This window comes from Halomonas sp. IOP_14 (assembly GCF_021021315.1).
Lineage (GTDB): Bacteria > Pseudomonadota > Gammaproteobacteria > Pseudomonadales > Halomonadaceae > Vreelandella > Vreelandella titanicae.
Genome location: NZ_JAINWD010000022.1, coordinates 17,501 through 42,652 on the forward strand (window position 1 = coordinate 17,501; position 25,152 = coordinate 42,652).

The following is a 25,152-nucleotide window of genomic DNA, read 5'->3' on the forward strand; positions in this document are numbered from 1 at the left end:
GGTCTGCGTCAGATTAGAGAGAAAAATTACCGTACATGCCGGATTCATAATGACCAGGAATGTTACAGGCATACTCTAGCTCGTTAACATTGTCAGGGACACTCCATAATAAAGTCCCGGTTTCACCAGGCGCAATGGTGACACCTGCCATGTCCATGCTGGCCATATCGTGACCGCCGCCGTGTGACATATTCGACATATCGTGGCCTCCGCCGTTGGCCATGTTTAGCATCATTTGACGATGTTCTTCTTGGGCTTCTTTGCTACCAATCACAAACTCATGTTCTAAATTGCCGGTGTTGGTGATTTCAAATTTAACAATTTCACCCGCCGCCATTTCTAGCGTTTCAGGGTCGAACCACATATCGCCAGCATCAAGGCTGATCGTGCGGTCAACGTCAGCCTCGGTTAGGTTATTGCCACCACCGCCGTGGCCGGGTGCAGCCAGCGCCGCGCCCGTGATCAGACTTAATGAAAGGGCAAACAAAGACGTTGTTAAAAGAGTGTAGCGCATGGTCATTTACCTCAGAGGTTATTGTCACCCATTCTTTATACGGTGTTAACCTGAAACGAGCCTGAACCTACAGTAAAAATATGACCTGCCGGATAAGTAGCTATCACGAAAACTTGCAAGCGCAAGGCCTTATTTCGGGACCTTTTTTAATTCAATACAGCATCTTCCGCTTAATAGTGAAATTTGTTCAGTTGCCGATGTCGGCAGCAGGGATGCTCTTGGTCATCACTGCGCATCATTGTCGGTAGAAAATAGTTGCCCCTTGTTGATGATGATGGTAGCGCTAGTTACTTTTATCGCTATGACCGGACGTCGGCTTTCCACTTCATCTATATTAACCCTTGTGTCTACATTTCCTGAAAGTTTTGCCACAAGATGTTAATGCGAGCGTACAAGCACCATGAGCGCTCATCATCGACGTTGATCTATCAGCAGAAGGTGTAGCTCGTTAAATATCGCCCTCATGAACTCAATGACCAGCCGATGCTGGCCAGTTTGATCTAGATCAGCGTGAAAAAACCAGAGGACAGCTCTTGCAAAAGACCAGTGGCTCCCCAGGGATGAGAGAAGCAGAAAGGCTGAACCAGCACTGCACCTGTATCACTCTAGACCGACGAGCAGCCACCCAAAGTCTTATCGACCAGTTGGGCGACGATGCCGATGAGGCCTTTATCCGTTCGACCTGGCATCAACTTTTCTCGAATGTCGCTGTCTTTGTCCCATCTCAGGTTCTGGAGCAGATGAGGGCCACTGTTCAGGCCATAGAAAACGCCGCCGCTCTTCCCGACTATCAGCGACAAGTACTGTCTTGGGCCCCGCAAAGTGCACAGTTAAACCCCGGCCCAGTAGGTGTCTTCATGGGCTATGATTTCCATCTCGGCGAGGACGGGCCTCGCCTCATCGAAATCAATACCAATGCCGGAGGTGCATTTCTTAACGCGATCCTGGTACGGGCCCAACTGCAGTGTTGTGGTGATGCTAAAAGTGCGGCCGGGTCTGCCGACTTCGAGGCTAAAGTGATAGCCCAGTTCGAGAGCGAATGGCGTGCCCAGCGTGGCAATGGACGTCTGGAGAGGATAGCTATCGTTGATGATCAGCCTATGGGGCAATACCTCTATCCTGAATTCAAACTTGCCCAGCAGTTATTACGGCGTCATGGCATTGATGCTCTCATCCTCTCGCCTGGCGACCTTCGGTATGAGTCAGGCATGCTATACAGCGGCGGTAAGCGAGTAGATATGGTTTACAATCGCTTAGTGGATTTTGGGCTCGAAGCACCCGGAAACTCCGCCTTACACTCTGCCTGGTTGGACGGAGGCGCAGTCATAACCCCAAATCCCCATGCACACGCATTGTTCGCGGACAAACGCAACTTGGCTGTGTTATCAGATCCCGCGACGCTTATGGCTTGGGGGTTGAGCGCTCAAAATGCCGAATTACTTCGCTCTTGTATTCCCCGTACCTTACAGGTCAGCGCTGATAATGCTGATACCCTTTGGCAACAGCGACGGCAGTGGTTCTTCAAACCTGTCGCAGGCCACGGAAGTAAGGGAGTGTACCGGGGAAGTAAACTCACCAAAAAAACATTCAGCCAAATCTTGGAAAGCGACTATATTGCCCAGGCCCATGTGCCTCCCTCCGAACGCCTCGTTCTGGTCGATGGACAGCGTAAAAATCTCAAGGTCGACGTTAGACTGTATACCTATCGCGGCACACTGTTAATGGCCGCAGCGAGACTTTATCGAGGACAGACGACCAATTTCCGTACGCCAGGTGGGGGATTCGCACCTGTGCTTCTCATGAAAGATTAGTTATCAAAAATATGATCTAAAGAGTTTGTCCCACAACTTATGCGATTATCGTGATAGGGCGTGGAACTCATCTTGCAAGGCGATCGCCTCACTTCGGCCCGCGATTAGTTATTCGGAAATTGCTCCCAGCAACCTTTCAATTGCGCGCAAGTTTTTCCTGCATTTGGATTTAAAGCCTGGAAACTTACAATATTATCAGCTACGCGGATGAAACCTCGTCAATGAAGGCTGCCCTTAAAGGGGTATCTCTGGAGCGATATAGATAGCCACCTAGCCGAGCGATGGCCTTCATATAGAAACCATGTCGCGTCGCTGACCCAGTCGAGGCGGTGGAATCGACCGGTCGACCAGAACTAATAAATGATCAGTAAAGAACCGTTGCTAGCAAGGCAGCCGGGAACTGATGCCTAAGAATGATCAGTCCGGATACGATGTAGCCGAGCATAATGCCGATGGTGAGTCGATCGGCTGTGGTGAAGCACATATCCTCAATCCGGTAGCCAGTTTTTCAGATTCCATCATATACGTGTGTGCTAACGCACAGATCGTGTGATGTCAGACCCTGAACATGATGGTGCGGGTCCGTGTCGTTTGATCGCCAAGGTATCGGTCGCGTTACTATCCGCGCTAGATAACGAATAGTGCATTATGGAAATACAATCCTAATAATGTCAGGAAGGGTCTCCTCATGAATAGAGTCAACACTGCAGCAATGGCTTTTTGTCTTCTCGCTGTTCTGCCTAGGGCAGCATCCGCCCAAAACTCAGAGTACGGCCCACAAGGGGGTGTCCGTGAGTTTTCGATCTCTGGAACTGGCAGTAACGATCGGAATTTTAATAGCGGAAACTTCGGCGTGAGACTGTTGATCTTGGTTGGTATCTGAGGGATAACATGGTTGCCGGTGTTCGGCAAAGCGTCAATTACGCCGATGTCGAAGGCGAAGGCGGGCGTCACAGATGGTTTCTGGAACGGCTCAACCCGTGGTTACCTAACCCATCAGTTCCTTGATGGTCGTGCGCGGCCCTTCGTCGGTGCTAGCCTCGGTGGTATCTATGGAGACGGCGTCAAAGACAGCGCCTTCGCGGGACGGGAAACGGGTATGAAATACTATGTTCTGCCCAAGGCCTATTTCCTCGCTCGCGCTGAGTATCAGTTCCTGTTCAGCGATACCGACGATGCCACCGATGCGTTTCAGGAGGACGGTATCTGGGCTTATACGATTGGTCTGGGCTACAATTTCTGAACCACATCAAGATGCCACGAACCACCACGGCCACGTGGCGGGTGTGCATCTCTTGTCGCGCGCGGATGGCATCGGCCTTGCCTTCCGGATAGCGTTGCTTATAGCTATTAAGCTAGGTTCTTAACTACCTAAGGTGGTTGTCCTGACGGTCACCCATTCGGTGATGTCACCCTTGTCAGCACCGCCGTGATCAGCAGGATAACCACGACCAGCACCACCTCCAGCGCAATACTGCGCTGCAAACGTCGTGGGGCTGTTGCATCGCCGCTCTCAAAGGCAGGTACAAGCCGCCACTTGTTCGCGGCAGCAAATAACAGCAGCACCGCGACAATCAATACTTTGCCGATCAAGAACTGTCCATATGCCGTGGTGAGCAGGGGTGTGAGACCGCCTGTTAGCAGCGTGGCCAAAGTGACGCCCGCCAGTACCAACACGCCAACTCCGCCCATGGCGAGTTGCCCGAAACGGGTCAGAATGCGGGCGGTATTGCCGTGGTTGTAATGTTGCCCCACTAAGTGGAACAGCGGCCACAGCGAGGCTACCCAGAATGCTGCCGCCATCAGGTGAACGATCAGCAAGACAGCCAGAACGAGGCGTGGGGTGTTTACTGTATGCCCCACCTGCACGAATGCCAGCATCACCAATAAAACGCCTACTAGGCTCAAGCTGTTGGCTGTTTTCGAGAACGCTAAGTTATTAAGCTGAATCGCCTGGACCAGCAGCAAACCAGCTACCACCAGTATTAGTCGACCCCCGGACGCGCCATCGAACACGATCCCGAGCAACATTGGGTTGGTTGCAGCCGCTATATTGCCGCCTCCAAGGTAACCAGCTTCTAAAGACCACTGGAACAGAATCAGGATGACCCCCGCCCAGGCAGAAAGGACACCCATGCGGGCGACGCGCCTCCGGTCGTGATCAGGGAGCCGGGGAAACGCTAGACGAAACAACACGGCCCCCGTCGCGACTAGGGCGCTAAGGTAAATCCCGGCCGCCACGAGAATCATCGCGACGGTCCAGACATCGAGGCTATTTACGGAGAACCACCAAGCCACGGGTCAGGGCTCGACCGAGAAGTTAAAACCGTCGGACATCATGTGTCCGTCATCCGATAGGCCGCGCCAGTGCACCTGGTAGTCCCCAGCCGAAAGAATTTCACCGGGCTTCACGACGTAGCGTTCGACCTGTTCACTGCCTGGCTGACCATCAAGAGGAACGGGGCCGTTTGGGCCTGTCACTTCAAACTGGGTGATGCGCATCATGCCACCAAACTCGATGCCAATCTCTGCTGGGGAATCCTGAATGGTGACGCCATCCCTCGGTAAAGTGTTTACGCGGCCTTCATGGGCCAGTGCCGGGATTGCTAGCGACATCAACAGCGTTGCTAAGGAAGCGTGAATGATAGGGAGCGAACTCTTCTTCTTTTGCATACCGTATCCTTATGTTTTTCAGGGTTGAATGGATATTGTTACTTCATCGCGGAGGCGCTAAAACTGATTCGGTTGAGCCTTCTTACATCGTTCATTTTCCCTGTTTGGCGAACAAGGCGCATGGCGTCGTATGAATCTTCAAAGAAATGTGTAGGTGTTATAGCGTGCCAACCTGAAGCAGGGCTGAAAATGGCGGAAAAAATGATCTGTGACAACACTTAGGTATTGGGATCGGTTTCTCCTTTACCTTTGGGCCACCTATAGGTTGTAGGCTTATAACGAAAGCTAACTCCGCCTTCTTCCATTTTTAATGGATAAGGCGATGTCTCGACCAGCAACATGATAAGAGGAAATATCATGGTTAAGCACAAGATGATCTTTGTCATTGGTCTGGCTGCAAGCCTCAGTGTCCCCAGCAGCGCCATCTTCGCTCAAGGTATGAGCCAAGGCGCCCAAGGTCAGGGCAATATGATGGACGGCCAAGTCGGTATGGGTTCGGGCATGATGATGGGCAGTCAAGAAGGCATGTACCCAGGAATGATGATGGGAGGGCAAAGCGGGATGATGCCTTGTCCAATGATGGAAGGCATGGGGAGTATGTCCGGCATTGGCGGTATGCTCGACGAGCAGCAGATGAGTACCATGCGTGAGATGCGCCAAGAACACCGCGCGGCCCAGCTTGAGCGGATGGGCGAATTGATGAACCTGCGCGACGACATGATGCAAACCATGCAGACTGAACGCCCTGAACCAGAGGAAATAAAGGCGCTGCATGCTCAAATGGCCAACCTTCATGGCGATATGATGGCTGATAACGTGCGCATGCATAATCAGATGCAGGACTTACTGACCGATGAGCAGCGTGAACAGATGAGAGGAAGCATGCCCAGCCACCATGGCCCGCAATAAGCCTTGGCGATTGCCTCTTTTTTTAGGAGTGATGGTATGATGAACGCGGAATGTTTTGCTTTTATGGGGTCAATGGGGTGGCTAGGCTGGTTGATGCCCCTGGCCATGCTGTTATTAATTGGCTTGGCGATCGCTTCGCTGGCCAAGTACCTCTTCAGTCGTTCACGCTAAGGAGTTGAAAATAATGCAACATATGAGCACCAAGCTTTTACTCTCTGGTTCCATGCTGCTTGGGGCGGTCTCCGCCCAGGCGGCGTTACCGCCAGAGGCAACATTGTATAAAAACCCCCAGTGCGGCTGCTGTGACGCTTATGCACGCCATCTTGAAGAGCTCGGCGTAGAAGTGACGATTATTGACGATGTAGAGCTGGGTGATATTAAGCAGCAGGCAGGCGTGCCCTATGGCCTGGGTTCATGCCATACCATTGAGATGGGCGAGTATTGGATCGAAGGCCACGTTCCAATGGAAGCCGTGCAGGCGCTGTTTGAGGAACAACCCGATATTGACGGTATCGGTTTGGCGGGTATGCCCATTGGCACACCGGGTATGCCGGGGCCACAAGAAAGCCCTTACAATGTGTACACGTTTACAGGCCAGGAAGATGAGCCATTTATGACCCTTTAGTAGGGTGATAAAAGCTCGCCTGCTGTCTGCACGCCGTTCTAACGGACTCTTGTAGTACAGCAGGCGCATTCAAGTCATACATTACTAAAACGAAAGCGCTGTATTAAACTTAGGATTTACTTTGCTAGTGCGTTACGGGTCGATTCGTTACGGTAAGCTAAAAATAAGATTGCGTCGTTTTCTTTACACCTACACATTGCCACACTAGCAAGCCTGTTAAAGCTTACTTTGCGCAAAAACCTCCTATTAATATTACGCCTTAATAAAAGGTGAGCATGTTGTATACCCGCGTTAGTAAGATTGGCAGTTCGCATCCCACGTTTATTTCCCAAGCCCGCGTCCTTACTCGTTTTACGATGGCCAATGGGAATGGTGGTCATCGATAACAAAGACGTGCCCATGTGAGCCTGGGGAATGATGGTGGGAATGGCGATGAGGTTCCGGCCCCTCCCATCCCTCATGTTCGTGCTGATGATGTTCATCGTGGTAGTGCAGGTGGGTGTGACTTTGGGCAGCGTGCTCGTGCTCAAGAGCCATCGGGTCATGTGCGTGCCAGATAAGGGCCGCGAGCCCCGTTGCCGCCAGGGCCACCGTTCCCAGCAAAGCGAACGTACCCGTCAGTCCCAGGTTCACTCCCAGCCAGCCTGCCAACGGATAGGTGACTAGCCAACAGCTGTGTGACAACGAGAACTGGGCAGCAAACAGCGCTGGACGCTCCTCCGGCTGGCATGAACGTTTGAGCAGGCGCCCGGTGGGGGTCATGACCAACGAGGCCCCAGCGCCCAGCAGTAACCATAGCCCGACAAGCCCCGCAAACGATGGGCCCAGCCAGCCCAGGTAGAGGCTGAGTGCCATCATAACGCCACCCAGCAGCATGACTGGCCGCTCGGACACCCGTTCCAGCACCTTGGGCAGCAGTAAGGCTATTAGCATGGAGCCCCCGCCTGCGGCGGCAAAGGCCAGTGCGACTTCTTTCTCGCCCAAATTCAACACCGAGCGTACGAGTACCACCGTGTTGACGATCTGCATGGCCCCGGCGGCTGAAACAGCCAGGTTCAACGCCAGTAGCCCGCGCAACCGGGGCGTCTTCAGGTAAATCCGCATACCATGAGTAACGCGACGCCAGACGCCGGGGGCTTCCTCTAGGGGGTGAGACGCAGGCAGGATCACCGATATAACCAGGGCGGCAGAGATAACGAAGGCCAGAGCATTGATTACAAACAGGACATCAAAACCCATCACCATCAGCAATGCCGCCGCCGCCATCGGGCTAAGAAGGTTCTCTAAATCATAGGCGAGACGCGACAGGGACAATGCTCGTGTGTACTGCTCTTCGTCTTCGAGAATGTCAGGGATCATCGCCTGGAAAACGGGCGTAAAGCCAGCTGAACAAGCATTGAGCAGAAAGATCAGCACATAGATCTGCCACACTTCGGTAACAAAAGGCAGTGCGCAAACCACGGCTGCACGCAGCAAGTCCAGGCTAACCAATAAGGTGCGCCGAGGCAGGCGTGATGCATAAGCGCCGACCAAAGGGGCAATGCCCACGTAAGCGACCATCTTGATCGCCAGCGCCGTGCCTAGCACGACGCCCGCCTGACCTTCAGCAAGATCGTGAGCCAGCAACGCCAGAGCAACCGTGGTCAGGCCAGTGCCGATCAGTGCAATGACCTGCGCTAGAAAGAGATGGCGGTAGACGCGGTGGGCGAGTACATCGAGCATAGAACTTCCTCAAATGAGGGGTGCCTAAAAGCGCTTACAGGTAGCGTGCAATCGTCTTGAACTCTTCAGCCCGTGCCCGTTGCGTTTGATTCTGAGTACCCAGGGCTTCGTCTAGGCAGTGGTCGATGTGATCCAGCACTAAGGTGCGTTTAGCTTGCTGAATGGCTTTTTCTACCGCATGGAGTTGTTGAGCGATGTCCAGACAGTGGCGTCCATCCTCTACCATCTGGGTCACACTCGAAAGGTGCCCCCGAGCGCGGTTCAGGCGCTTGACGATATCGGGATGTGACTGGTGAGTATGCATTGTCATTTTCTTTTCCCTTATTATATTCCTATCCCCCCGGAGGGGATGGTAATCTATCGCCGTTATTCTGCCAACGCTATGGTTCAAGGCAGACGGTTATCTATTTTTATGATTTTTACTTTTATCCTGGTTGCTCTACATGCTCAATCGGCTGCGCCACCGCCTTGGCTATCTGACCTTTCTGTTGCTGTTCCTGCCTAGCCTGGTAATCACCAGTGTGGGTGAGGCGCGTGCGCATGGGGCAGCGAGCATGGTTGGCGTTGAGTCGTCTCTCCATGAGAATGTGCAGAAGGGCCATGGGCATACCCATGGCCACGAGCACGAAGACAGTCGCCACCTGCATAATGAGAGTGGCAGTCATTTCCATGAAAAAGCGGATCGGCCTGGGACAGGCATTACCGTCGAGCCGAACTTCCGCGATGCCCTGCGGCTAGGCGAATGCAGCGGTCTTCCGCTGCGTCGCGTCTACCGCTTGGAGCGTCCGCCACGGCCAGTCATCACTGGATGATTGGGGCCGTCCCCCTGACGGCCAACTTTAATGACAGACCCGTGGAGGTTTTATGTTTCCATCCCAACTAGGGGGTGCGTTCGGCTTGTCTGCTATGATCCGACGCCACGCGCTACCCCTTCTCACACTCCTAGTGATGCTCCTGGGAGCCACTGGTGAAGCCCTTGCCCACGCCGTTGCTGAAGGCGACAAAGGGTATATCCAGGAGATCTATGGCGTTCACCTGATCTCGTTCATCTATCTCGGTGCCAAGCACATGGTGACGGGGTATGACCACATCCTGTTTTTGCTAGGGGTCATCTTCTTCCTCTACCGAATGCAGCATATCGCCATTTACGTCAGCCTCTTTGCCATCGGTCACTCGACGACGATGCTGTTAGGGGTGTACTTCAATATCGGCATCAATAGCTACCTAATTGACGCCATCATCGGACTCTCCGTTGTCTACAAGGCGCTCGATAACATCGGGGCGTATCAGCGCTGGTTCGGCTTTCAGCCCAACACCAAGGTCGCCACACTGGTGTTCGGTCTGTTTCACGGCTTTGGCCTGTCGAGCAAGATCATTGAATACGATATCTCGCCTGATGGTCTCGTCCCTAATCTCCTGGCATTCAACGTAGGCGTCGAGATCGGCCAGCTACTAGCGTTGAGCGCCATTCTCATTGTGATGGGCTTCTGGCGACGCACGACGGGCTTCTTACGCCACGCGTATACCGCCAACGTCGCCATGATGTGTGCTGGTTTTATACTGGTGGGTTATCAACTCACCGGCTATTTCATTGCCTAATTGAGGGAGTCCCTAATGTATAACACTGATCTTCCAACCCGTGCCGAACTACCGTCAACGGGTAAGTTACTTCGCTCTACGCTGATGGCCGCCGTTATTGCTGTCGCTTTGCTGATCACCGTCGTGTTACCTGCCGAGTATGCCATTGACCCCACCGGTGCTGGGCGCTTGTTGGGGCTGACTGAGATGGGCGAAATCAAGACCCAGTTGGCTGAGGAAGCCGAACTCGACCAAGCCAACGATCAAGCCATGGCCCAACAGGCGTCTCAACCCTCGGCATCTCAAGGAATCGTCAGTGATCGCCAGTCTGCGCCGGTAAACGATGCTGATGCTCAGACTGCGACGTCCGAGGCAGAGATAGCTCCCCAAACAGCCAATTCAGCCTCAGCGAGTGATCCCGTAGCACCTTCACTCGAAGATTCTGACAGGGTGATGACCGATGCCAGCATGGCACTGGCGGAGGCATTAGCGACGGAGGAAGCTGCTTCACAGACGGCGCAAGCGGAAGAAGCGTCCCCGTGGAGCGATGAGGTGAGCTTTACCCTGACGCCAGGAGAAGGCACGGAGTACAAACTCACCATGCAAGAAGGGGCGGTTGCTACCTTTGCCTGGGTATCCGAAGGTGGCCCTGTCAACTTTGACACACACGGTGATGGCAATGGGAACTCCATTAGCTACGAAAAAGGCCGTGGCGTGCCCGAAGATGAAGGTGAGCTAGAAGCCGCTTTCACTGGCAACCATGGCTGGTTCTTCCGTAACCGCAATGACAACGATGTGATCATTGTCTTGCGTGTGGGTGGCGAATACGGGGAGTTAGTTAAGGCCCTTTAACAGATTAGCCTCTAGCGCTCTCTTGAGTGCTAGAGGTTTTCTTCGAACCAGTGTCATTAAGTATTTATAGCTGTATTGGTTTATTGATATACCACTTGATATAAAAATCATCTTCAAGCGCATGAGATGATGCAATAGCTCAGTTAGCAAAACCATTTAGGCGTATATGCGAAATATCTAAAAGACCGCTTCTGGCCGGTTTTTGCCCTTACCTTCATAGTGTGTCTTGGGCAGGCAGAAGAGATGCTGGCTCGCAGTGGAGCACGACAGCGAGCTCATATAGCTTTTCCACGGTTATTCTTACTTCACCTCGCTCGATTCTTCCCATGTAGCTTCGGTCGATGCCAACAGCCAAGGCAAAAGCCTCTTGCGAGAAACCTTCTTCCTTTCGTTTCTTCCTGATATTGCTTCCCAGCGCCTTCGCTAGCTCACCCATACCCGCCTCATTTCCTTTTGGCGGGACTATCCTTCGTTGCGGCCTATCTAGCCACGGACTATAATCCGCATTTTCGTTTTTACCTCTCCTACGGTGATGGTCATGTCGGTTACCCTTCCTTCGATTGATGAGCGCATTTTCGAGCTCCTTTTAAACACTGATAACGCTCAATTCACTATTCGCAGCCTCCGTGACCAGTACGCACATCGACATGGCATAGCCGCAGAGCATCGCGCTGATCTGCGGCGTTTTATCTATGAAAGGGTTAAAAAGCTAATCAACACTGGCTTAGTGGAGAAAGATCATGAAAAACGCAAACGCGACCAACTCTATTTTGTGTTGCCTTCAATAAGAGATGCGAGCTTGTGTCTGGAGGGGGAAAGTTTTGACACATGGCACCAGCGGCTCGTGTCGCAAACAAATGAAACAACAGAGAAATCCGTTATTCCAAAAGACGATGTCAGTATTGAACATCATCCCAGCACTAAGAAGGCGTCTAGCCAATATGCCTTGGAGAAAATGTTGCAGGAAACGCAAAGTGAATTCCTTTCTTCCCTGGGTGAAGTCGAGGCATTTCGAGAGCTTATGGACGAATACCCTGATCTCAAGCCGAGTATTGTGGTGGATCATCGTAATGCTTACGACCGGAGCGCACGCTTAATGGGCCGGGTACGTGCGCTAGAAAAGTCACTACATCGGCTGAGGGGTTCATGAGTACGAGGCTGCGTAAATGGCAATCAGAGTGCTTGGAACTAGCGAAGTCCCACTATTTACTGAGTAGAGATTTGTTCGTACAAGCAACCCCTGCCAGCGGCAAAACCCGTTTGGCCGCTGAAATTACGCGATGGCTCCTTGAAGAAGGACGTATAGATTTTGTTATCTGCTTTGCACCTACCAGAGAGGTGGTGGCTGGCATACAGCGCACCTTTACAGTGGTGTTGAACCAGCGTTTTGGAGATACGCTTGCATCGGTTGGGGCCGCTTATACCTACCAGTCTATGGAATATCACCCTGAAGATTTTTGGGCGTTATTCACAGAATATCGCACCTTAACCATTTTTGATGAGATACATCACTGTGCAGGCCATGATCCGCTTCTCAGCAATACGTGGGGCCAGCAAATAATTCAGCGCATCCAAAATGCAGCCACTTACACCTTAGCACTGTCAGGAACGCCTTGGCGTTCGGATGACTTACCTATTGCATTAGCTCGCTACAGCGATCCAGAAGGCAAGGTAATCTGCGATTACCGTTATGACCTGAAATCCGCCATTAAAGACGGCGTATGTCGCTCGCCAAGAATTACGCTTATCGATAACCCATTGATCCGTTTGACCGAAGAGAGCGAGAGTACAGCATCAGTAAAAGCGTTTTCCTCATTTCAACAGTTGCTCAGTGAGTCGCCAATCAGCTACGAAGACCTGTTGCGACACGACGATATCCTAAATGCGGTGCTAGACCTAAGCATTGACCGACTTAACCAAGAGAGGAATAGTGTACCTAATGCAGGCGGTCTAGTAGTGGCTACTGACATTGAACATGCACATCAAATCGCAGAGCTTTTGATTAACAAGGGTGAAAGCTATGTAGTGGTGACTAGCCAAACACCGAAGGCGCATCAACTTATTGACCAATACCGATATAACAGTACCCGCTGGATTGTCGCGGTAAGCATGATATCCGAAGGGACTGATATTCAACGATTATGCGTATGTGCGTATCTAAGCAGGATTCGCACGGAATTGCATTACCGGCAGGTTTTAGGGCGCATTTTACGCAAAATGGGCGACTCGGATGATCAAGCATGGCTCTATGTGATCGCCGAGCCACTACTGCGGAAATACTCACAGCGAATTGCTGACGATCTTCCCGAAGACCAGGCAATGCTTCAAACCCAAAAGCTGAGGCTGCAATTGGAAAAAGCACGTTCTAATCAAATCTGCCGAAATGAAGAAAGTCGGTCAGTTGAGCATGATAACCAATCAACCTTGGCAAAAAGCTATAACGAGAATGGAATGTTATCGGTCGAACCGCCGTTGCTTACTCTGAGCTTCTCGGAATATTACCACCATCACCTACTGTCTCTTATATAGCATCCGTTCAATAAACAGGCATAGGCCAAAAGCTTAAGCAGTAGGTGAAGATATTTAGTTAGCTGGTAGGTTTACGAAGCTATTGTAGGCGCTTGTAGGTCGTATAATCTGGGCATGAAACTAATCGAGCTGAACTGAATCATATCTGAGTCCCAAAAGACAGTTGGGTTATGATTAGCCATGAAGCTGCTAAAACCAGCTAAGCGTAAACAGCTTCACTGTTGGTTGATCGTGCTGAAGCATGCATATTCATACTCATTAGCAATTAAAAAGCTCATCGACTGCTCATCGTAATCTGTATCGTCCAGCAGTTTACACGGGTATTTCGTGAACACCCTAAGAACACTTCAGCTTTGAGATCAACCTCATTCATGGCTAATTTGCGCTCAAGATGGTTTTCAATAGTATATCAATATAGTATATATACTAATTATTAGAGATATCAAATCCCTTATGCTGTATGAAAAATCACTCATTCGTTACACATATAGTATATTTTTGCGGGCTATTGGCCAACCTCTTGAAGGAGGTCGTTGGGGAATTCGATATCGGCCTTGTCGATCTCGTCGATCAGCAGCACCACCCGTTGATTAGCGGTAAACGCTTCCCACAGCTTGCCGGGCTTGATGTAGTTGGCGACGTTCTCTACACCTTCAACACCTAGCTGAGAGTCACGCAGACGGCTGACGGCATCGTACTCGTATAAACCCTGGGCCGCCTTGGTGCTAGATTTGATATGCCAGGTAATCAACTGGGTATCGAGAGACTCGGCCAGTTCTTCGGCCAGCAGGGTTTTACCGGTGCCCGGCTCGCCTTTGATTAATAGCGGCCGTTCGAGCACCACCGCCGCGTTCACAGCCTGTTTAAGCGCATCGGTTGCAATATAGGAAGAGGTGGATTCAAACGCCATGGGAGAGCCTCGGCTTGTCGAAAGCGGGGTTATAAAAGGATAAACGAATTCAAACAAGTGTACGTGAGGGTCACCCTCAAGGCCAAGAGGTAGTGATGACTTGCGAAAGACCCTCGCTTCAACCGGCCCTCGCACCGTGTTCTCAAGATATGTTGCAGTTATTTCCAAATCAAAAGCTTTGAAGTAGCTTTTTATCACCCCTGCCAATTCGGCGGCACGATGCCCTGGCGCTGCATTTGCCGGTAGACCGTGGGCCGCGAAACCCCCAGCGCGCGAGCAACGGCGCTAATGTTCCAGTGCTGCTCCTTGAGCATTTCCAGCAGTGTGTGATCGCTGTCGCTACCAGCGTCTGCAGGCAGGGGAGTTGCCTGCCGCGTGATGCGCTGGCTTAGGCACTGCTCGGGTAAATCATGAACGGTGATTTCGTCACTTTCTGAGGTGGCCAGTGCAAAGGCCAGCGCATTCTTTAGCTGGCGGATATTACCGGGCCAAGCGTAGGCGAGCAGGGCGCTGATGGCATCGGCCCGCAGGCGCGGTGATTGGCTGCACCCCCGCTCCTGGATGATGTCATCAAAAACTCGGCGGATAACGAAGAGCTTATCGGCGCGGTCGCGTAGCGCGGGAAGGCGCAGTTGGGCCCCGTTAAGGCGGTAATAGAGATCTTCGCGGAACTCACCCTGCTGAATCATCGCATCGATATTGCGATGGGTGGCGGTAATCACCCGGATATCAACCTTTTCAGGTTTATTGGCCCCAAGAGGCATCACTTCTCGCTCGGCCAGTACGCGCAGCAGGCGGGTTTGCAAGGCTAGCGGCATATCGCCGATTTCATCTAAAAACAGTGTGCCGCCGTGGGCTTGGGGAATCAGCCCGCGCATGCCTTTGGCGCGCCCGCCGGTAAAGGCACCGGGCTCGTAACCAAACAGCTCGCTTTCGATTAGCGCTTCGGGAATGGCGGCACAGTTGACCGCGATAAATGGCCCCCTGGCACGGTTGCCGCTGTCATGTAGGGCACGGGCAACCACCTCTTTGCCGGTGCCGGTTTCACCGCTAATCAGCACATTGACGCTGGCTTCGTTGCGCAACCGTTCAGCCAGTTTCTGCACTTTGCGCATGGCGGGGTCGTCGGCGCCGAGGCGTACCAGTGGTTCCGGCAGGCTGGAGGCGAGAGGTTGTGCTTGCTGAGCAGGGCGCGGGCGGCGTGGCTCCAGCAGGCTAATAAAGTAGATCGTGTTATCGACCCTGGCGCGAAAAGCACGCAGTTGATCGTCGGTGGCGCTATTAATGCTGAGCACATCGGCGATCTCGCACTCGAATAGCTCCCCCAGCATTGGGGTGTGATGGGCTGACCAGGGTGGCCAACGGCGCTGGTGTTCACTTATCAGATCACGACCCACTGCGTTGGCAGCAATCACTTGCCCGTTCTCTTCAATGGCGATGAGTCCGCGCCCGTTTACATGCACGAACTCTCGCGAGGTATCCAGCCGCACCATCAGGCAGTCACGGTAGCGCTGGAGAAAATAGGCGTCCTCAATCATGCGCGCGTAGAGCGTTACCAGCGAGAGACTAAAATTTTGACTCTCATGCTGGGTAGGCGATTGCAGCGCGGAGATATCCAGCACGGCCATGACGTTGCCCTGCGGGTCAGCGATAGGCGCTGCGGTGCAGGTAAGCGAAATATGCGAGGCGTCGAAGTGCTCCTGGCGGTGGCAAATAATCGCTTGGCGATCATGCAGGCAGGTGCCTACGGCACAGGTGCCCGCAAAGCGTTCGTCCCAGTCGGCACCGAGATATAGGCCTGCTTTGCGCAGTTGCTGGTCTTGGTTGGGGTCGCCGCGAAACTCAACGGTTATCCCGCGGTGGTCGGTGAGCAGCAGCACGTAGCCTAGTTGAGCTATTTGCTGATAAAGCTGATCAACCCCGGCTCGCGCAACGTGCAGTAGTTCATCCACGGATTCCCGGTGCTCGATCAGGATTTGCTGGGGCACCACCCGGGCTGGGCGAGGCTGGGTAGGATCAAGCTGGTACTCGTTTAGGCAGCGCAGCCAGGAGCGTCGAATGGTTTGCTGGGCCGGTAGCTGCGGAACTTCCAGGCCTTCGCCGAGCTGGAAAATATGCTCGATATGCTGGCGCTGAACGGATTGCAGCCGTGCAGGCAGGGACGATTGAGTGGGCATGGCGTGGTTCACCGTGGGGCTTGTTATTGTCCTTCCAGCCTATGCGCTCTGGCGTGGGTGTCAACGCAGCGCTATTACGCCGTTAGTCGTGCGTTACACCTGTAACACCTAGCTGTAAACAGTGTGACAGGTGTCCACCTCCTCACTACGTCTTATCGCCGCTTCGTTTTATTAAATAACGTTATCTTTCAGTTGGTTGTAGTGGCTTTGTGTGTTTTGGCACGGCGGATGCTTGGAGTTGGGTGTCTCACAAGCAATTCAACAATAACAAACGATGGAGTTCTCGCTATGTCACAGACACCGACACAAACACATCAAACCGCCACGGCGACTGTCCAAGGGTGGCTGAGTGATTTTGATAAAGCGCTGCAAGCCCAGGATATTCAGCGTGTTTTGTCGCTATTTAATGAGGAATGCTACTGGCGCGACTTTGTAACCTTTACCTGGAATTTAAAAACCTGTGAGGGCAAAGATGCTATTCAGGCCATGCTCAATGCCACCCTGGAGAACGTGCGTCCTTCGAACTGGCAGCTAGAAGGTGAAGCTACCCAGAACGGCGATACCAGTGAGGCGTGGTTTACCTTTGAGACAGCGGCCGCCAGCGGCAAAGGCTACTTGCGTCTAAAAGACGGCAAATGCTGGACGCTACTAACCACTATGCAGTCGCTTCATGACTACCCCGAACCGCGTAACCACAACCGCCCAAAAGGAGCTGAGCACGGGGCCAATAAACAGCGTGAAACCTGGTTAGAGTCACGGGAGCGCGAAGAGGCAGAGCTTGGCTACACCCAACAGCCTTACTGCGTGATCATCGGCGGAGGCCAAGGTGGGATTGGCCTTGGGGCGCGGCTAAAGCAGATGGGTGTGCCGACCATCATCATAGAGCGCAACGAGCGCGCCGGGGACTCCTGGCGCAACCGCTATAAATCCCTCTGCCTGCACGACCCGGTGTGGTACGACCACCTACCCTATATTCCTTTCCCAGAAAACTGGCCGGTGTTTGCGCCTAAAGACAAGGTGGGCGATTGGCTGGAGATGTACACAAAGGTGATGGAGCTCAATTATTGGACCTCCACTGAGTGTCAGAATGCACACTATGACGAAGCCGCAGGCGAGTGGGTGGTTAACGTTAAGCGCAATGGCGAAGAGATCACGCTACGCCCGAAGCAACTGGTGATGGCCACCGGGATGTCGGGTATGCCCAATGTGCCGACATTTCCCGGCGCAGAGAGCTTCGCTGGTGAGCAGCAGCACTCCAGCCAACACCCAGGGCCAGATGCTTATGCGGGTAAAAAGTGTGTGATTGTGGGTTCGAATAACTCTGCTCACGATATTGCCGCGGCACTCTGGGAGCACGACGCCGATGTGACCATGCTGCAGCGTTCATCCACCCATATTGTGAAGTCGGACTCTTTGATGGAGGAAGTGCTGGGGCCGCTCTACTCCGAAGAGGCGGTGGCCAATGGCTTAACCCACGACAAGGCTGATCTGATTTTTGCCTCGATCCCCTACAAGGTGCTGCCGGACTTTCAGCGCCCGGCGTTTGAGGCAATCAAACAGCGCGACGCCGAGTTTTATCAGAAGCTGGAAGACGCGGGCTTTCTGCTCGATTTCGGTGACGATGACTCGGGGCTGTTTTTGAAGTATCTACGCCGGGGCTCAGGTTATTACATCGACGTAGGCGCCTGCGACTTGGTGGCTAACGGTGATATCAAGTTGCGAAGCGGTGTGGGCATTGAGCGCATTAACCCCCACTCCATCACACTTACCGATGGCAGTGAGCTAGAGGCAGATTTGATCGTCTACGCCACCGGCTATGGCTCCATGAATGGCTGGGCGGCGCGGCTTATCTCTCAGGAAGTGGCGGATAAAGTCGGCAAGTGCTGGGGCCTGGGCTCTGACACCACCAAAGACCCCGGCCCTTGGGAGGGCGAACTGCGTAATATGTGGAAACCCACCCAGCAAGAGGCGCTGTGGTTCCACGGCGGCAACCTGCACCAGTCGCGGCACTACTCACATTATTTAGCGCTGCAGTTAAAGGCACGCATGGAGGGGCTGGAAACGCCTGTCTATGGGCTGCAGCCGGTTCATCATACGTCTTAACAGGAAGGGTAACCCATGAGTCAGTCAAGCATGCAGGCAGCGGTTTGGTACGCAGCAAAAGATTTACGCGTTGAGCAAGTTTCGGTTCCCTCTATCAGCGACCCCCATGAAGTGAAAGTGAAAGTGGCTGCCTGTGGTATTTGCGGCAGTGACTTACACGAGTATGCTGCCGGGCCGATTTTTATTCCGGTGGGCAAGCCGCACCCCATTAGCGGCGAACAGGCGCCGATCATTATGGGCCATGAGTTCGCTGGGGAAGTGGTAGAGGTCGGCGAGAAAGTCACGCGGGTGAAGGTAGGCGACCGCGTGGCGATTGAGCCGATCCTTTCCCCCAACAAGGATGGCGCTTATCAGATGGAGCGCTACAACCTCACGCCCTTGCTGGGCTTTCACGGCCTTTCGGGCGGTGGCGGCGGCTTTTCCGAGTTCACCGTGATGGGGGAACATATGGTGCACAAGCTGCCAGATGACCTCAGCTTCGAGCAGGGTGCACTGGTAGAGCCCGCGGCGGTAGCGCTGCATGCGGTGCGCCAAAGCTGCCTGAAAGCCGGGGATAGCGCGGTAGTATTTGGCGCTGGACCAATCGGTTTGATGACTATTGAGGCTCTTAAGGCCGCAGGAGCTGCGCAGATTTATGCAGTGGAAGTGGCACCATCTCGTAAGGCCAAAGCTGAAGCGCTAGGGGCCACTGTGGTTGATCCGCAACAGGAGGATCCAGTGGCGAAATTACAAGCCTTGAGCGGTGGCGGGGTAGACGTGGCGTTTGAAGTCACCGGCATTCCTGACGTGCTGAATCAGGCGTTGCACAGCACCCACGAAGGGGGCGAAGTGGTGGTGGTGAGTATCTGGGAAGGCGAGGCCAGCTTCCAGCCTAACGACCTAGTCATCAAAGAGCGCACCATGAAGGGCATTATTGCCTATCGCCATGTGTACCCAGCGGTAATGGCACTGATGCAGCGGGGCTACTTCCGCGCCGAGGACATGGTGACTCAGCGCATTCCACTGGCGGATATCGTGGAGGAGGGCTTTGAGGCGCTTCTAAACGACAAAGCTCAAGTGAAAATCATCGTGACACCCAACCACTAATCTGAGGATTCCGAAGCGTAAACAAACGCATATGATGCTTTGTGATGCAAAAAGGCCTCAAAGTGCGCAATGCTGGTGCATTTTGTTTGCTGCAGTGCGTCGGAGGTTGATGTCAGTGAAGTGATTTTTTATTAACTATATGATTTTTAATGATATTTAAAAAAGTGGCACGCAGATCGCAATGTATATGGCAAAGGATGAGTGAATAGAGAGGCGTAATTAACTATCTGGCTTCTTTTCCTTCTTCATCCACGTTGCTACCGGCTGGTAGCAACAAACCGAGTGAGCTGGCGTGCTCCACCTGGTCCCCTTCGGGGGACTTTTTTTTTGTGCCTGGATTTTATGCCTGAGTTTTATGCCAGAACTTTACGCATAGGAAAAACTATCAGGGTGCAGTTTCTTATAACAATATTTTACAAGCAATTTGGAAACAGTGTTCGTATACTATACCCTGTACAGGTAAGTTGGATAGCAAGTACCGCAATCCCCAAGCGCAAGGAACTGCGCGCTGCATAGAGGATGACCCTTATGAGTAATATGAAACTGATTTCTGCTGCTGTAATCACTGCCGGTTTCGCACTGGCAAGCCAAGCGGCTCTCGCTTATAACGCTGGCGATGTATTCGTTCGTGGTGGTGTTGCCCAAACGGATACGGGGTCAGGTAATGGCAATCTGAATGGTGATTCACTGAACGTGCAGAGCGCTCGCGGCTTCACTTTTGGTGCTGGTTACCTGTTTACTGATAAGGTTGGCGTTGAACTCAACAGCTCTGAGAAGTTCGAGCACGATCTGAACACCTCTGCCTTAGGCGATGTGGGTAGTGTTGATCGTCTACCTGTTAATCTACTCGTGAATTACTACCCGATGGGTGGCCTGGATTCACGTGTACAGCCTTACGTTGGTGCTGGCCTTAACTACACACGCTTCTCTGGTGAGCCGAGTGGTGTGAATGTTGATGAAAGCTACGGCGCGATCGGCCAAGTAGGGGTTGATCTGGCTGTGACTGATAATATTATGCTCAATGGTTACGCAAGCTACGCTGACGTGAACGCAGATATCAACGTCGGTGGTGAAGTTGACATCGAACCCGTCACCATTGGCGGTGGTGTTACTTACCGCTTCTAAGTTTTACTAGACATTAGCTTTACTGGATTTTAGCTTTGCCTAGGTTTTAGCTTTGTTAAGTCTTCTGAAATATCACTACGCCCGGCCTTGAGCCGGGCGTAGTGCGTTGTAGAGTGTCGATTAGCACGACGTTACAGAGGGCTTATGGTGTTAAGTTATCAAAGCCGCTCTCTGTCACTGCTACGTTATCTTCGATACGAATACCGCCACAGGATGAGAGTTGGTCGACCAACGGCCAGTTAATGGGCAGTGAGGTGTTGCGCAGCGGGTCGAGCAGCATGGCGATAAAATAGAGCCCAGGTTCAATGGTAACGACCATGCCAGGGCGCAGCATGCGCGTCAGCCGTAGCGCTGGGTGCTGCTCTGGCGCAGGGGCGGGCGTGCCATCCGGGTGGCGTAACCCGGCCACATCATGCACTTGAAGGCCCAGCGAGTGCCCCAGTCCATGAGGGCAGAATGCCCGCGTAACGCCCTCGGCAACCGCTTGTTCTGCGGTGCCTTTAAACAGATCATTAGCCACCAATATTTCACCCAGGTGGTGATGCATCTGCTCGTGCAGTGCTAAAAAGTTAACGCCAGGGGCTACGCCTTTGACTAACTCATCTTTCAGCCCATGCATGGCGGTGACCAGTTCGCCAAACGCGACGGGGGCATCGGGGCCAGCGTATGTGCGGGTAATATCGGCGCAGTAACCTCGAAAGCGGCGACCCGCATCCACTAGCAAGCTATAGCGCTGTTTAGGCGCGTTAAGGTCGTAGTGTTGATAATGCAGCACGCCAGCATGCTCATTTAAACCAATAATATTTTGGTAGGGCACGTTTGATTCGCGCTGGCGACTCGCTGCTAAGTACGCCAGCTGAATATCCAGCTCACCGGCGGCGCCGATAAAGGCGGCCTGGGATGCCTGATGGCCCGCTATCGCTAAACGGTTGGCTTCACGGAGACAGGCAATCTCATAGGGCGTTTTAAACAGCCGTAATTCATCAAGGGCATGCACTATGCGTTCAGGGTGATGTTCAGCTTTTAGCGCCTGTTGGATGCTGATGGGAAGACGCTCGATATCTCCAATAACGACGGCATTTCCCGAAAGCGATGGGGAGACTTTCTCGCTGCATAAGTGGATATCAAACGTCTCTACCCAGGGCTCATCGGGTAGCTGAGTGGGCAAGTGCCAAAAGTCTGCGGGCGCATACAAGTAGAGCTGGGGGCGCTCTCCCGGCTGAATAATCAGCCAGCTATGCTGCACATCGGCTAAACCCACCCAGTGCATAAAATGCCCGTAAGCCTGAAAAGGAGGAGCGTGGTCATCTGCAAAATGGTCGCTGGCATGGCCACTGTAAATTGCCAGGCTATCGAGCCCGTGGTCGGTCAAAATATCCGAATAAGCACGCTGTAGGTGCGCTATATGCTCGCGTTGCAGGTTAAATAGGGTGGTTGACATACAAAGCTGTGCCCTCTCTTAAGTAAGGTTTCTCAAATGGGGGTCATACACGGGGCGGCGCAAGTTCGCTCCACAGGCTATCCAGCTCAGCGTGGCGATGATTTTGATGACGGTATAGCCGTAGCTCCATGGGCACATCCCAGCGACTATCGCCCGCTCTTACCAGCGTGCCTTGAGCAAGCTCTGCCGCGACGTTGCGTTCAGGCAGCCAACTCATGCCGTAGCCAAGTAGCACCAGCTCTTTAATACCGGCCGCGTAGAGATTTTCACTCTGTGCAGTTAAATAGGTGGTTTGGGGGAGCCTGGCTAGGTGTGCTTTAACCGCAGACCCCAACAACCCACGCTTGGGGTAGGCAAGCCAAGGCAGCGGTTGATGGCGCGAGCCAGGCAGCAGTGCGTGAGGTTCTCCCTCTGGGTTTAACCCAGTCACTGGAATCAGCCGTTCATGCCCAATCACACGATAATTGCAGGCGCTGGTGTCGATCTCCAGGTCGCAGCGCCCAATTGGCCAGTAACAGATAGCCAGGTCGCACTCGGCACGCGCTAAGGCTTGAAAGTAGTCATTGGCCACCCAGCCGGTCGCCCGCAAATACGGCTGTACGCGATCTTGCCACCCCGTAGACGCCAACCATTCCGGTAAAAAATGCGGCAATAGGCTCTGCGGTGCTGCGACCATAATGCGCCGCTGCTGGCCAGCGTTAATTTCGCGCACCCGGTCACGGGTCAGCCGCACCCGGTCGGTCACCTGTTCGCACAGGGTCAAAAACTCCTCCCCGGCCGGGGTGAGTGAGAGCGGCAGCGTTTGACGATTAATCAGCGTTACGCCCATCTCCTCCTCAAGCAGTTTAATCCGCCGGGAGAAGGTGGGTTGCGTAACGTTTTGATCATCTGCTGCGCGTGAGAAGTGCCGCGTTCTGGCCAGGGCGATAAAATCTTCTAGCCAGCGAATTTCCATGCTCTACCTCTCAGCGCCTGGGGTCGCTGTATCGAATACGACGCCCGCTTCATAGGCGTCCCTCCTCAACAGCGTGGCACGCCACTCGGGTTCCGTCATCCTGTGTTTGCAGCAAGGGGATCTCTTGCTTACAGCGCGCATTGGCATGGGGGCAGCGGCCATGAAACACGCAGCCGCTAGGCAGGTTAACTGGGGTCGGCACTTCGCCGGTGAGACGAATATGCTGGGGCCGGTCATCCTTCAAGCGTGGAATGGCCGAGAGCAGCGCCTGGGTATAGGGGTGGCGCGGCTTATCGAACAGTGTCGCGGTGGTGGCAACTTCACACACCGTGCCTAAGTACATCACCGCCACGCGGGTGCCAAAGTGCTCTACGACGGCTAGGTCGTGGGTAATGAACAGGTAGGTCAGATTGCGCTCTTGCTGGGCTTCCATCAGCAGGTTGAGCACCTGGGCTTGAATCGAGACGTCCAGTGCGGAGATAGGCTCGTCGGCAACGATGAACTCAGGGTCAACGGCCAGGGCGCGGGCAATGGCAATACGCTGCCGCTGGCCGCCGGAGAACTCGTGGCCAAAGCGTTTGCCCCAGTCCGGGTCAATGCCCACTGAGCGCATCACTTCCTCTACCTTGTCGAGAATTTGCGGTCGCTTCCAATCAGGGTGGTGCAGGCGTAGCGGTTCTTCCAGGGTTTGCTGAATAGTCATGCGCGGGTTGAGCGACGCATAAGGGTTCTGGAAGATCATCTGCATCCGCTTGCGATACGGCAGCAGTTGGCGCGAGCTTAAGTTATCGATGCGGTTGCCGTCGTAGCGAATCTCACCCTCTGTGGGGGTCAGCAGCCCCATGACAGTTCGCGCCACGGTGGACTTACCGCAGCCCGACTCACCGACCACGCACAGCGCTTCACCGCGTTTGATATCCAGATTCACACCATTAATGGCGTGAACGTGCTCTTGGTGGCGAACCAGCTTACCGCCCTTAAAGCGCAGCTGATCGAGAAAATCCCCAGAGAGCGAGAAGCGCTTTTTTAGATCGCGAATCTGCAGTAGCGAATCAGCGCTCTGTTCGTTCTGACGTGGAGTAGGAGTATGGCTGTCCGTTATAGCCTCAGCGTGCGCACTCATGAGGTTTCCTCTTTCAAACGGCGATCTTCGAGCATTTCAGCGACCATATGACACGCCACACGGCAATTGCCGGATTCGACAAATTCAGGCACCTGCTGGGTGCAGGCGGGGCGGGGCTGGCCATCGGCACGATTGATAAAATCGCAGCGCGGATGAAACGCGCAGCCGCTGGGCAGGTTAGAGAGTGACGGCATGCTGCCGCGAATCTGATTGAGCTTTTCACCCGGCGTTGCCATCTGAGGCAGGGCGTTGATTAACCCCTGAGTGTAAGGGTGCTGCGGGTCGTTGATAATCTCCCGTGTTGGCCCTTGCTCAATGACTCGGCCAGCGTACATGACCAGCATGCGCTGGGTGACCTGGCTGACCACGCCCAGGTCGTGGGTGATCAGAATAAGCCCCACATTGTGCTGCTCGCAGAGGTCAAGCAGCAGCGCCATGATCTCGGCCTGAATGGTCACATCAAGCGCCGTAGTAGGCTCGTCGGCAATGATAATGTCCGGGTCGAGGAGCAGCGCAATGGCAATAATAATCCGCTGACGCATACCACCTGAAAGCTCGTGAGGGTACTGATCCAGGCGCGTTTCCGGCGAAGGGATTTGCACCTGTTGGAGTTTGTCCAGGGCGATCGCACGGGCTTCTTTGGAAGAGATGCGCCGGTGGGCTTTTAAGCACTCGACCATCTGCTCGCCAATGGAGAGCACCGGATTAAGCGTCATCATTGGGTCTTGGAAGATCATCGAAACGCGGTTGCCGCGTACTTTACGCAGGCCACGCTCAGACATGCGGTTAAGCACCTGACCGTCAAACGTCACCGTACCGCCGGCGATAAAGCCTGGTTTGGCGATCAAGTTGAGCAGCGAAAACGCGGCAACCGATTTGCCTGCGCCGGACTCACCGACAATACCCAGGCGCTCACCGCGCTCAAGGCTGAAACAGATATCGCGCAGGGCGTGCACTTCACCCTGGCGCAGCGCAAAGCGTACATCGAGGTTGTTGACTTCAAGTAGTGCCATGGTGTC

24 protein-coding genes and 1 pseudogene are annotated in these 25,152 nt (G+C 53.5%); 13 read left to right on the forward strand and 12 right to left on the reverse strand.

The window, feature by feature from the left end:
- Positions 1–13: 13 nt before the first annotated feature.
- Entirely contained in the window at positions 14–514 is a 501-nt protein-coding gene (locus K7H09_RS15225; protein ID WP_230805102.1) for a cupredoxin domain-containing protein, read from the reverse strand.
- Positions 515–1,047: 533 nt separating this feature from the next.
- Here K7H09_RS15225 and K7H09_RS15230 point away from each other — a divergent pair.
- Positions 1,048–2,325 (forward strand): hypothetical protein, encoded by a 1,278-nt coding sequence (locus tag K7H09_RS15230; protein ID WP_230805104.1) that lies wholly within the window; start codon positions 1,048–1,050, stop codon positions 2,323–2,325.
- A gap of 928 nt (positions 2,326–3,253) precedes the next feature.
- Positions 3,254–3,568 carry a hypothetical protein gene (locus tag K7H09_RS15235; RefSeq protein WP_197672011.1) on the forward strand — a complete coding sequence of 105 codons (315 nt, stop codon included), beginning with the start codon at positions 3,254–3,256 and terminating at the stop codon, positions 3,566–3,568.
- A 149-nt stretch (positions 3,569–3,717) separates the two neighbouring features.
- On the opposite strand, the gene K7H09_RS15240 is transcribed toward K7H09_RS15235, so the two are convergent.
- Both K7H09_RS15240 and K7H09_RS15245 read right to left on the reverse strand, forming a co-directional pair.
- On the reverse strand, positions 3,718–4,575 hold the full coding sequence (locus tag K7H09_RS15240; RefSeq protein WP_092490837.1) for a copper resistance D family protein: 858 nt from the start codon (positions 4,573–4,575) through the stop codon (positions 3,718–3,720).
- Between the two features lie 51 nt (positions 4,576–4,626).
- Positions 4,627–4,998, reverse strand: coding sequence for a copper resistance CopC family protein (locus K7H09_RS15245; RefSeq protein ID WP_230805106.1), 372 nt, complete (start codon positions 4,996–4,998; stop codon positions 4,627–4,629).
- 357 nt (positions 4,999–5,355) lie between these two features.
- Between K7H09_RS15245 and K7H09_RS15250 the strand changes: the two genes are divergently transcribed.
- From K7H09_RS15250 to K7H09_RS15255, 3 genes are read left to right on the forward strand one after another with little or no spacing between them, the layout of a single operon-like run.
- Positions 5,356–5,907 carry a hypothetical protein gene (locus K7H09_RS15250; RefSeq protein ID WP_044630687.1) on the forward strand — a complete coding sequence of 184 codons (552 nt, stop codon included), beginning with the start codon at positions 5,356–5,358 and terminating at the stop codon, positions 5,905–5,907.
- Positions 5,908–5,943: 36 nt separating this feature from the next.
- Positions 5,944–6,078 (forward strand): hypothetical protein, encoded by a 135-nt coding sequence (locus K7H09_RS24470; protein WP_008957443.1) that lies wholly within the window; start codon positions 5,944–5,946, stop codon positions 6,076–6,078.
- Positions 6,079–6,091: 13 nt separating this feature from the next.
- Positions 6,092–6,532: a DUF411 domain-containing protein gene (locus K7H09_RS15255; protein ID WP_008957442.1), complete on the forward strand. Its 441-nt coding sequence runs from the start codon at positions 6,092–6,094 to the stop codon at positions 6,530–6,532.
- A 351-nt stretch (positions 6,533–6,883) separates the two neighbouring features.
- On the opposite strand, the gene K7H09_RS15260 is transcribed toward K7H09_RS15255, so the two are convergent.
- Both K7H09_RS15260 and K7H09_RS15265 read right to left on the reverse strand, forming a co-directional pair.
- Positions 6,884–8,254 carry an MFS transporter gene (locus tag K7H09_RS15260; RefSeq protein WP_008957441.1) on the reverse strand — a complete coding sequence of 457 codons (1,371 nt, stop codon included), beginning with the start codon at positions 8,252–8,254 and terminating at the stop codon, positions 6,884–6,886.
- A 34-nt stretch (positions 8,255–8,288) separates the two neighbouring features.
- The gene (locus tag K7H09_RS15265) at positions 8,289–8,564 is read right to left on the reverse strand and encodes a metal-sensing transcriptional repressor (RefSeq protein WP_008957440.1); all 276 of its coding nucleotides are present in this window, start codon (positions 8,562–8,564) and stop codon (positions 8,289–8,291) included.
- Between the two features lie 133 nt (positions 8,565–8,697).
- Here K7H09_RS15265 and K7H09_RS15270 point away from each other — a divergent pair, with 133 nt between their 5' ends.
- From K7H09_RS15270 to K7H09_RS15280, 3 genes are read left to right on the forward strand one after another with little or no spacing between them, the layout of a single operon-like run.
- The gene (locus K7H09_RS15270; protein ID WP_137094712.1) at positions 8,698–9,066 is read left to right on the forward strand and encodes a hypothetical protein; all 369 of its coding nucleotides are present in this window, start codon (positions 8,698–8,700) and stop codon (positions 9,064–9,066) included.
- Between the two features lie 52 nt (positions 9,067–9,118).
- Complete coding sequence (locus K7H09_RS15275; RefSeq protein ID WP_170968126.1) at positions 9,119–9,853, forward strand: HupE/UreJ family protein; 735 nt, start codon at positions 9,119–9,121, stop codon at positions 9,851–9,853.
- Positions 9,854–9,868: 15 nt separating this feature from the next.
- Positions 9,869–10,684 carry a hypothetical protein gene (locus K7H09_RS15280; protein ID WP_044630691.1) on the forward strand — a complete coding sequence of 272 codons (816 nt, stop codon included), beginning with the start codon at positions 9,869–9,871 and terminating at the stop codon, positions 10,682–10,684.
- A 214-nt stretch (positions 10,685–10,898) separates the two neighbouring features.
- On the opposite strand, the gene K7H09_RS15285 is transcribed toward K7H09_RS15280, so the two are convergent.
- Positions 10,899–11,120 carry a helix-turn-helix domain-containing protein gene (locus K7H09_RS15285; RefSeq protein ID WP_230805107.1) on the reverse strand — a complete coding sequence of 74 codons (222 nt, stop codon included), beginning with the start codon at positions 11,118–11,120 and terminating at the stop codon, positions 10,899–10,901.
- A gap of 102 nt (positions 11,121–11,222) precedes the next feature.
- Here K7H09_RS15285 and K7H09_RS15290 point away from each other — a divergent pair, with 102 nt between their 5' ends.
- Positions 11,223–11,834 carry a hypothetical protein gene (locus K7H09_RS15290; RefSeq protein ID WP_230805108.1) on the forward strand — a complete coding sequence of 204 codons (612 nt, stop codon included), beginning with the start codon at positions 11,223–11,225 and terminating at the stop codon, positions 11,832–11,834.
- Positions 11,831–13,213 carry a DEAD/DEAH box helicase gene (locus tag K7H09_RS15295; RefSeq protein WP_253920406.1) on the forward strand — a complete coding sequence of 461 codons (1,383 nt, stop codon included), beginning with the start codon at positions 11,831–11,833 and terminating at the stop codon, positions 13,211–13,213. The genes K7H09_RS15290 and K7H09_RS15295 overlap by 4 nt, the downstream gene beginning before the upstream one ends.
- 514 nt (positions 13,214–13,727) lie before the next feature.
- Here the strand turns inward: K7H09_RS15295 and K7H09_RS15300 are convergent.
- A pseudogene (locus tag K7H09_RS15300) lies at positions 13,728–14,123 on the reverse strand (AAA family ATPase); the annotation flags it as partial.
- Positions 14,124–14,317: 194 nt separating this feature from the next.
- On the reverse strand, positions 14,318–16,300 hold the full coding sequence (locus K7H09_RS15305) for a sigma-54-dependent Fis family transcriptional regulator (RefSeq protein WP_230805110.1): 1,983 nt from the start codon (positions 16,298–16,300) through the stop codon (positions 14,318–14,320).
- A gap of 288 nt (positions 16,301–16,588) precedes the next feature.
- On the opposite strand from K7H09_RS15305, the gene K7H09_RS15310 reads away from it, so the two are divergent.
- From K7H09_RS15310 to K7H09_RS15320, 3 genes are all read left to right on the forward strand, one after another.
- On the forward strand, positions 16,589–18,403 hold the full coding sequence (locus K7H09_RS15310) for an NAD(P)/FAD-dependent oxidoreductase (protein WP_141440962.1): 1,815 nt from the start codon (positions 16,589–16,591) through the stop codon (positions 18,401–18,403).
- A 15-nt stretch (positions 18,404–18,418) separates the two neighbouring features.
- Positions 18,419–19,489, forward strand: coding sequence for a 2,3-butanediol dehydrogenase (locus K7H09_RS15315; RefSeq protein ID WP_276316030.1), 1,071 nt, complete (start codon positions 18,419–18,421; stop codon positions 19,487–19,489).
- Between the two features lie 528 nt (positions 19,490–20,017).
- Positions 20,018–20,614, forward strand: a complete 597-nt coding sequence (locus tag K7H09_RS15320; RefSeq protein WP_027957556.1) for an OmpW/AlkL family protein — start codon at positions 20,018–20,020, stop codon at positions 20,612–20,614.
- Positions 20,615–20,756: 142 nt separating this feature from the next.
- Here K7H09_RS15320 and pepQ read toward each other — a convergent pair whose 3' ends face one another.
- From pepQ to K7H09_RS15340, 4 genes are read right to left on the reverse strand one after another with little or no spacing between them, the layout of a single operon-like run.
- Positions 20,757–22,055 carry a Xaa-Pro dipeptidase gene (pepQ, locus tag K7H09_RS15325; RefSeq protein ID WP_141440963.1) on the reverse strand — a complete coding sequence of 433 codons (1,299 nt, stop codon included), beginning with the start codon at positions 22,053–22,055 and terminating at the stop codon, positions 20,757–20,759.
- 43 nt (positions 22,056–22,098) lie between these two features.
- The gene (locus K7H09_RS15330) at positions 22,099–23,010 is read right to left on the reverse strand and encodes a LysR family transcriptional regulator (protein ID WP_009287010.1); all 912 of its coding nucleotides are present in this window, start codon (positions 23,008–23,010) and stop codon (positions 22,099–22,101) included.
- Positions 23,011–23,059: 49 nt separating this feature from the next.
- The gene (locus K7H09_RS15335; protein WP_141440965.1) at positions 23,060–24,133 is read right to left on the reverse strand and encodes an ABC transporter ATP-binding protein; all 1,074 of its coding nucleotides are present in this window, start codon (positions 24,131–24,133) and stop codon (positions 23,060–23,062) included.
- Complete coding sequence (locus tag K7H09_RS15340) at positions 24,130–25,146, reverse strand: ABC transporter ATP-binding protein (RefSeq protein WP_009287009.1); 1,017 nt, start codon at positions 25,144–25,146, stop codon at positions 24,130–24,132. Before K7H09_RS15340 ends, K7H09_RS15335 begins: the two co-directional genes overlap by 4 nt.
- Positions 25,147–25,152: the final 6 nt, after the last annotated feature.

What these genes read in the sequence shown, in the direction of transcription:
- K7H09_RS15270 (WP_137094712.1), top strand. Translation starts at nt 8,698, where the DNA reads ATGCTCAATCGGCTGCGCCACCGCCTTGGCTATCTGACCTTTCTGTTG.
- K7H09_RS15250 (WP_044630687.1), top strand. Translation starts at nt 5,356, where the DNA reads ATGGTTAAGCACAAGATGATCTTTGTCATTGGTCTGGCTGCAAGCCTC.
- K7H09_RS15320 (WP_027957556.1), top strand. Translation starts at nt 20,018, where the DNA reads ATGAGTAATATGAAACTGATTTCTGCTGCTGTAATCACTGCCGGTTTC.
- K7H09_RS15315 (WP_276316030.1), top strand. Translation starts at nt 18,419, where the DNA reads ATGAGTCAGTCAAGCATGCAGGCAGCGGTTTGGTACGCAGCAAAAGAT.
- K7H09_RS15265 (WP_008957440.1), bottom strand. Translation starts at nt 8,564, where the DNA reads ATGACAATGCATACTCACCAGTCACATCCCGATATCGTCAAGCGCCTG.
- K7H09_RS15305 (WP_230805110.1), bottom strand. Translation starts at nt 16,300, where the DNA reads ATGCCCACTCAATCGTCCCTGCCTGCACGGCTGCAATCCGTTCAGCGC.
- K7H09_RS15290 (WP_230805108.1), top strand. Translation starts at nt 11,223, where the DNA reads ATGTCGGTTACCCTTCCTTCGATTGATGAGCGCATTTTCGAGCTCCTT.
- K7H09_RS15235 (WP_197672011.1), top strand. Translation starts at nt 3,254, where the DNA reads ATGTCGAAGGCGAAGGCGGGCGTCACAGATGGTTTCTGGAACGGCTCA.
- K7H09_RS15280 (WP_044630691.1), top strand. Translation starts at nt 9,869, where the DNA reads ATGTATAACACTGATCTTCCAACCCGTGCCGAACTACCGTCAACGGGT.
- K7H09_RS15285 (WP_230805107.1), bottom strand. Translation starts at nt 11,120, where the DNA reads ATGGGTGAGCTAGCGAAGGCGCTGGGAAGCAATATCAGGAAGAAACGA.
- K7H09_RS15340 (WP_009287009.1), bottom strand. Translation starts at nt 25,146, where the DNA reads ATGGCACTACTTGAAGTCAACAACCTCGATGTACGCTTTGCGCTGCGC.
- K7H09_RS15240 (WP_092490837.1), bottom strand. Translation starts at nt 4,575, where the DNA reads ATGATTCTCGTGGCGGCCGGGATTTACCTTAGCGCCCTAGTCGCGACG.
- K7H09_RS15245 (WP_230805106.1), bottom strand. Translation starts at nt 4,998, where the DNA reads ATGCAAAAGAAGAAGAGTTCGCTCCCTATCATTCACGCTTCCTTAGCA.
- pepQ (WP_141440963.1), bottom strand. Translation starts at nt 22,055, where the DNA reads ATGTCAACCACCCTATTTAACCTGCAACGCGAGCATATAGCGCACCTA.
- K7H09_RS15310 (WP_141440962.1), top strand. Translation starts at nt 16,589, where the DNA reads ATGTCACAGACACCGACACAAACACATCAAACCGCCACGGCGACTGTC.
- K7H09_RS15225 (WP_230805102.1), bottom strand. Translation starts at nt 514, where the DNA reads ATGCGCTACACTCTTTTAACAACGTCTTTGTTTGCCCTTTCATTAAGT.
- K7H09_RS15335 (WP_141440965.1), bottom strand. Translation starts at nt 24,133, where the DNA reads ATGAGTGCGCACGCTGAGGCTATAACGGACAGCCATACTCCTACTCCA.
- K7H09_RS15330 (WP_009287010.1), bottom strand. Translation starts at nt 23,010, where the DNA reads ATGGAAATTCGCTGGCTAGAAGATTTTATCGCCCTGGCCAGAACGCGG.
- K7H09_RS15295 (WP_253920406.1), top strand. Translation starts at nt 11,831, where the DNA reads ATGAGTACGAGGCTGCGTAAATGGCAATCAGAGTGCTTGGAACTAGCG.
- K7H09_RS24470 (WP_008957443.1), top strand. Translation starts at nt 5,944, where the DNA reads ATGATGAACGCGGAATGTTTTGCTTTTATGGGGTCAATGGGGTGGCTA.
- K7H09_RS15255 (WP_008957442.1), top strand. Translation starts at nt 6,092, where the DNA reads ATGCAACATATGAGCACCAAGCTTTTACTCTCTGGTTCCATGCTGCTT.
- K7H09_RS15260 (WP_008957441.1), bottom strand. Translation starts at nt 8,254, where the DNA reads ATGCTCGATGTACTCGCCCACCGCGTCTACCGCCATCTCTTTCTAGCG.
- K7H09_RS15275 (WP_170968126.1), top strand. Translation starts at nt 9,119, where the DNA reads ATGTTTCCATCCCAACTAGGGGGTGCGTTCGGCTTGTCTGCTATGATC.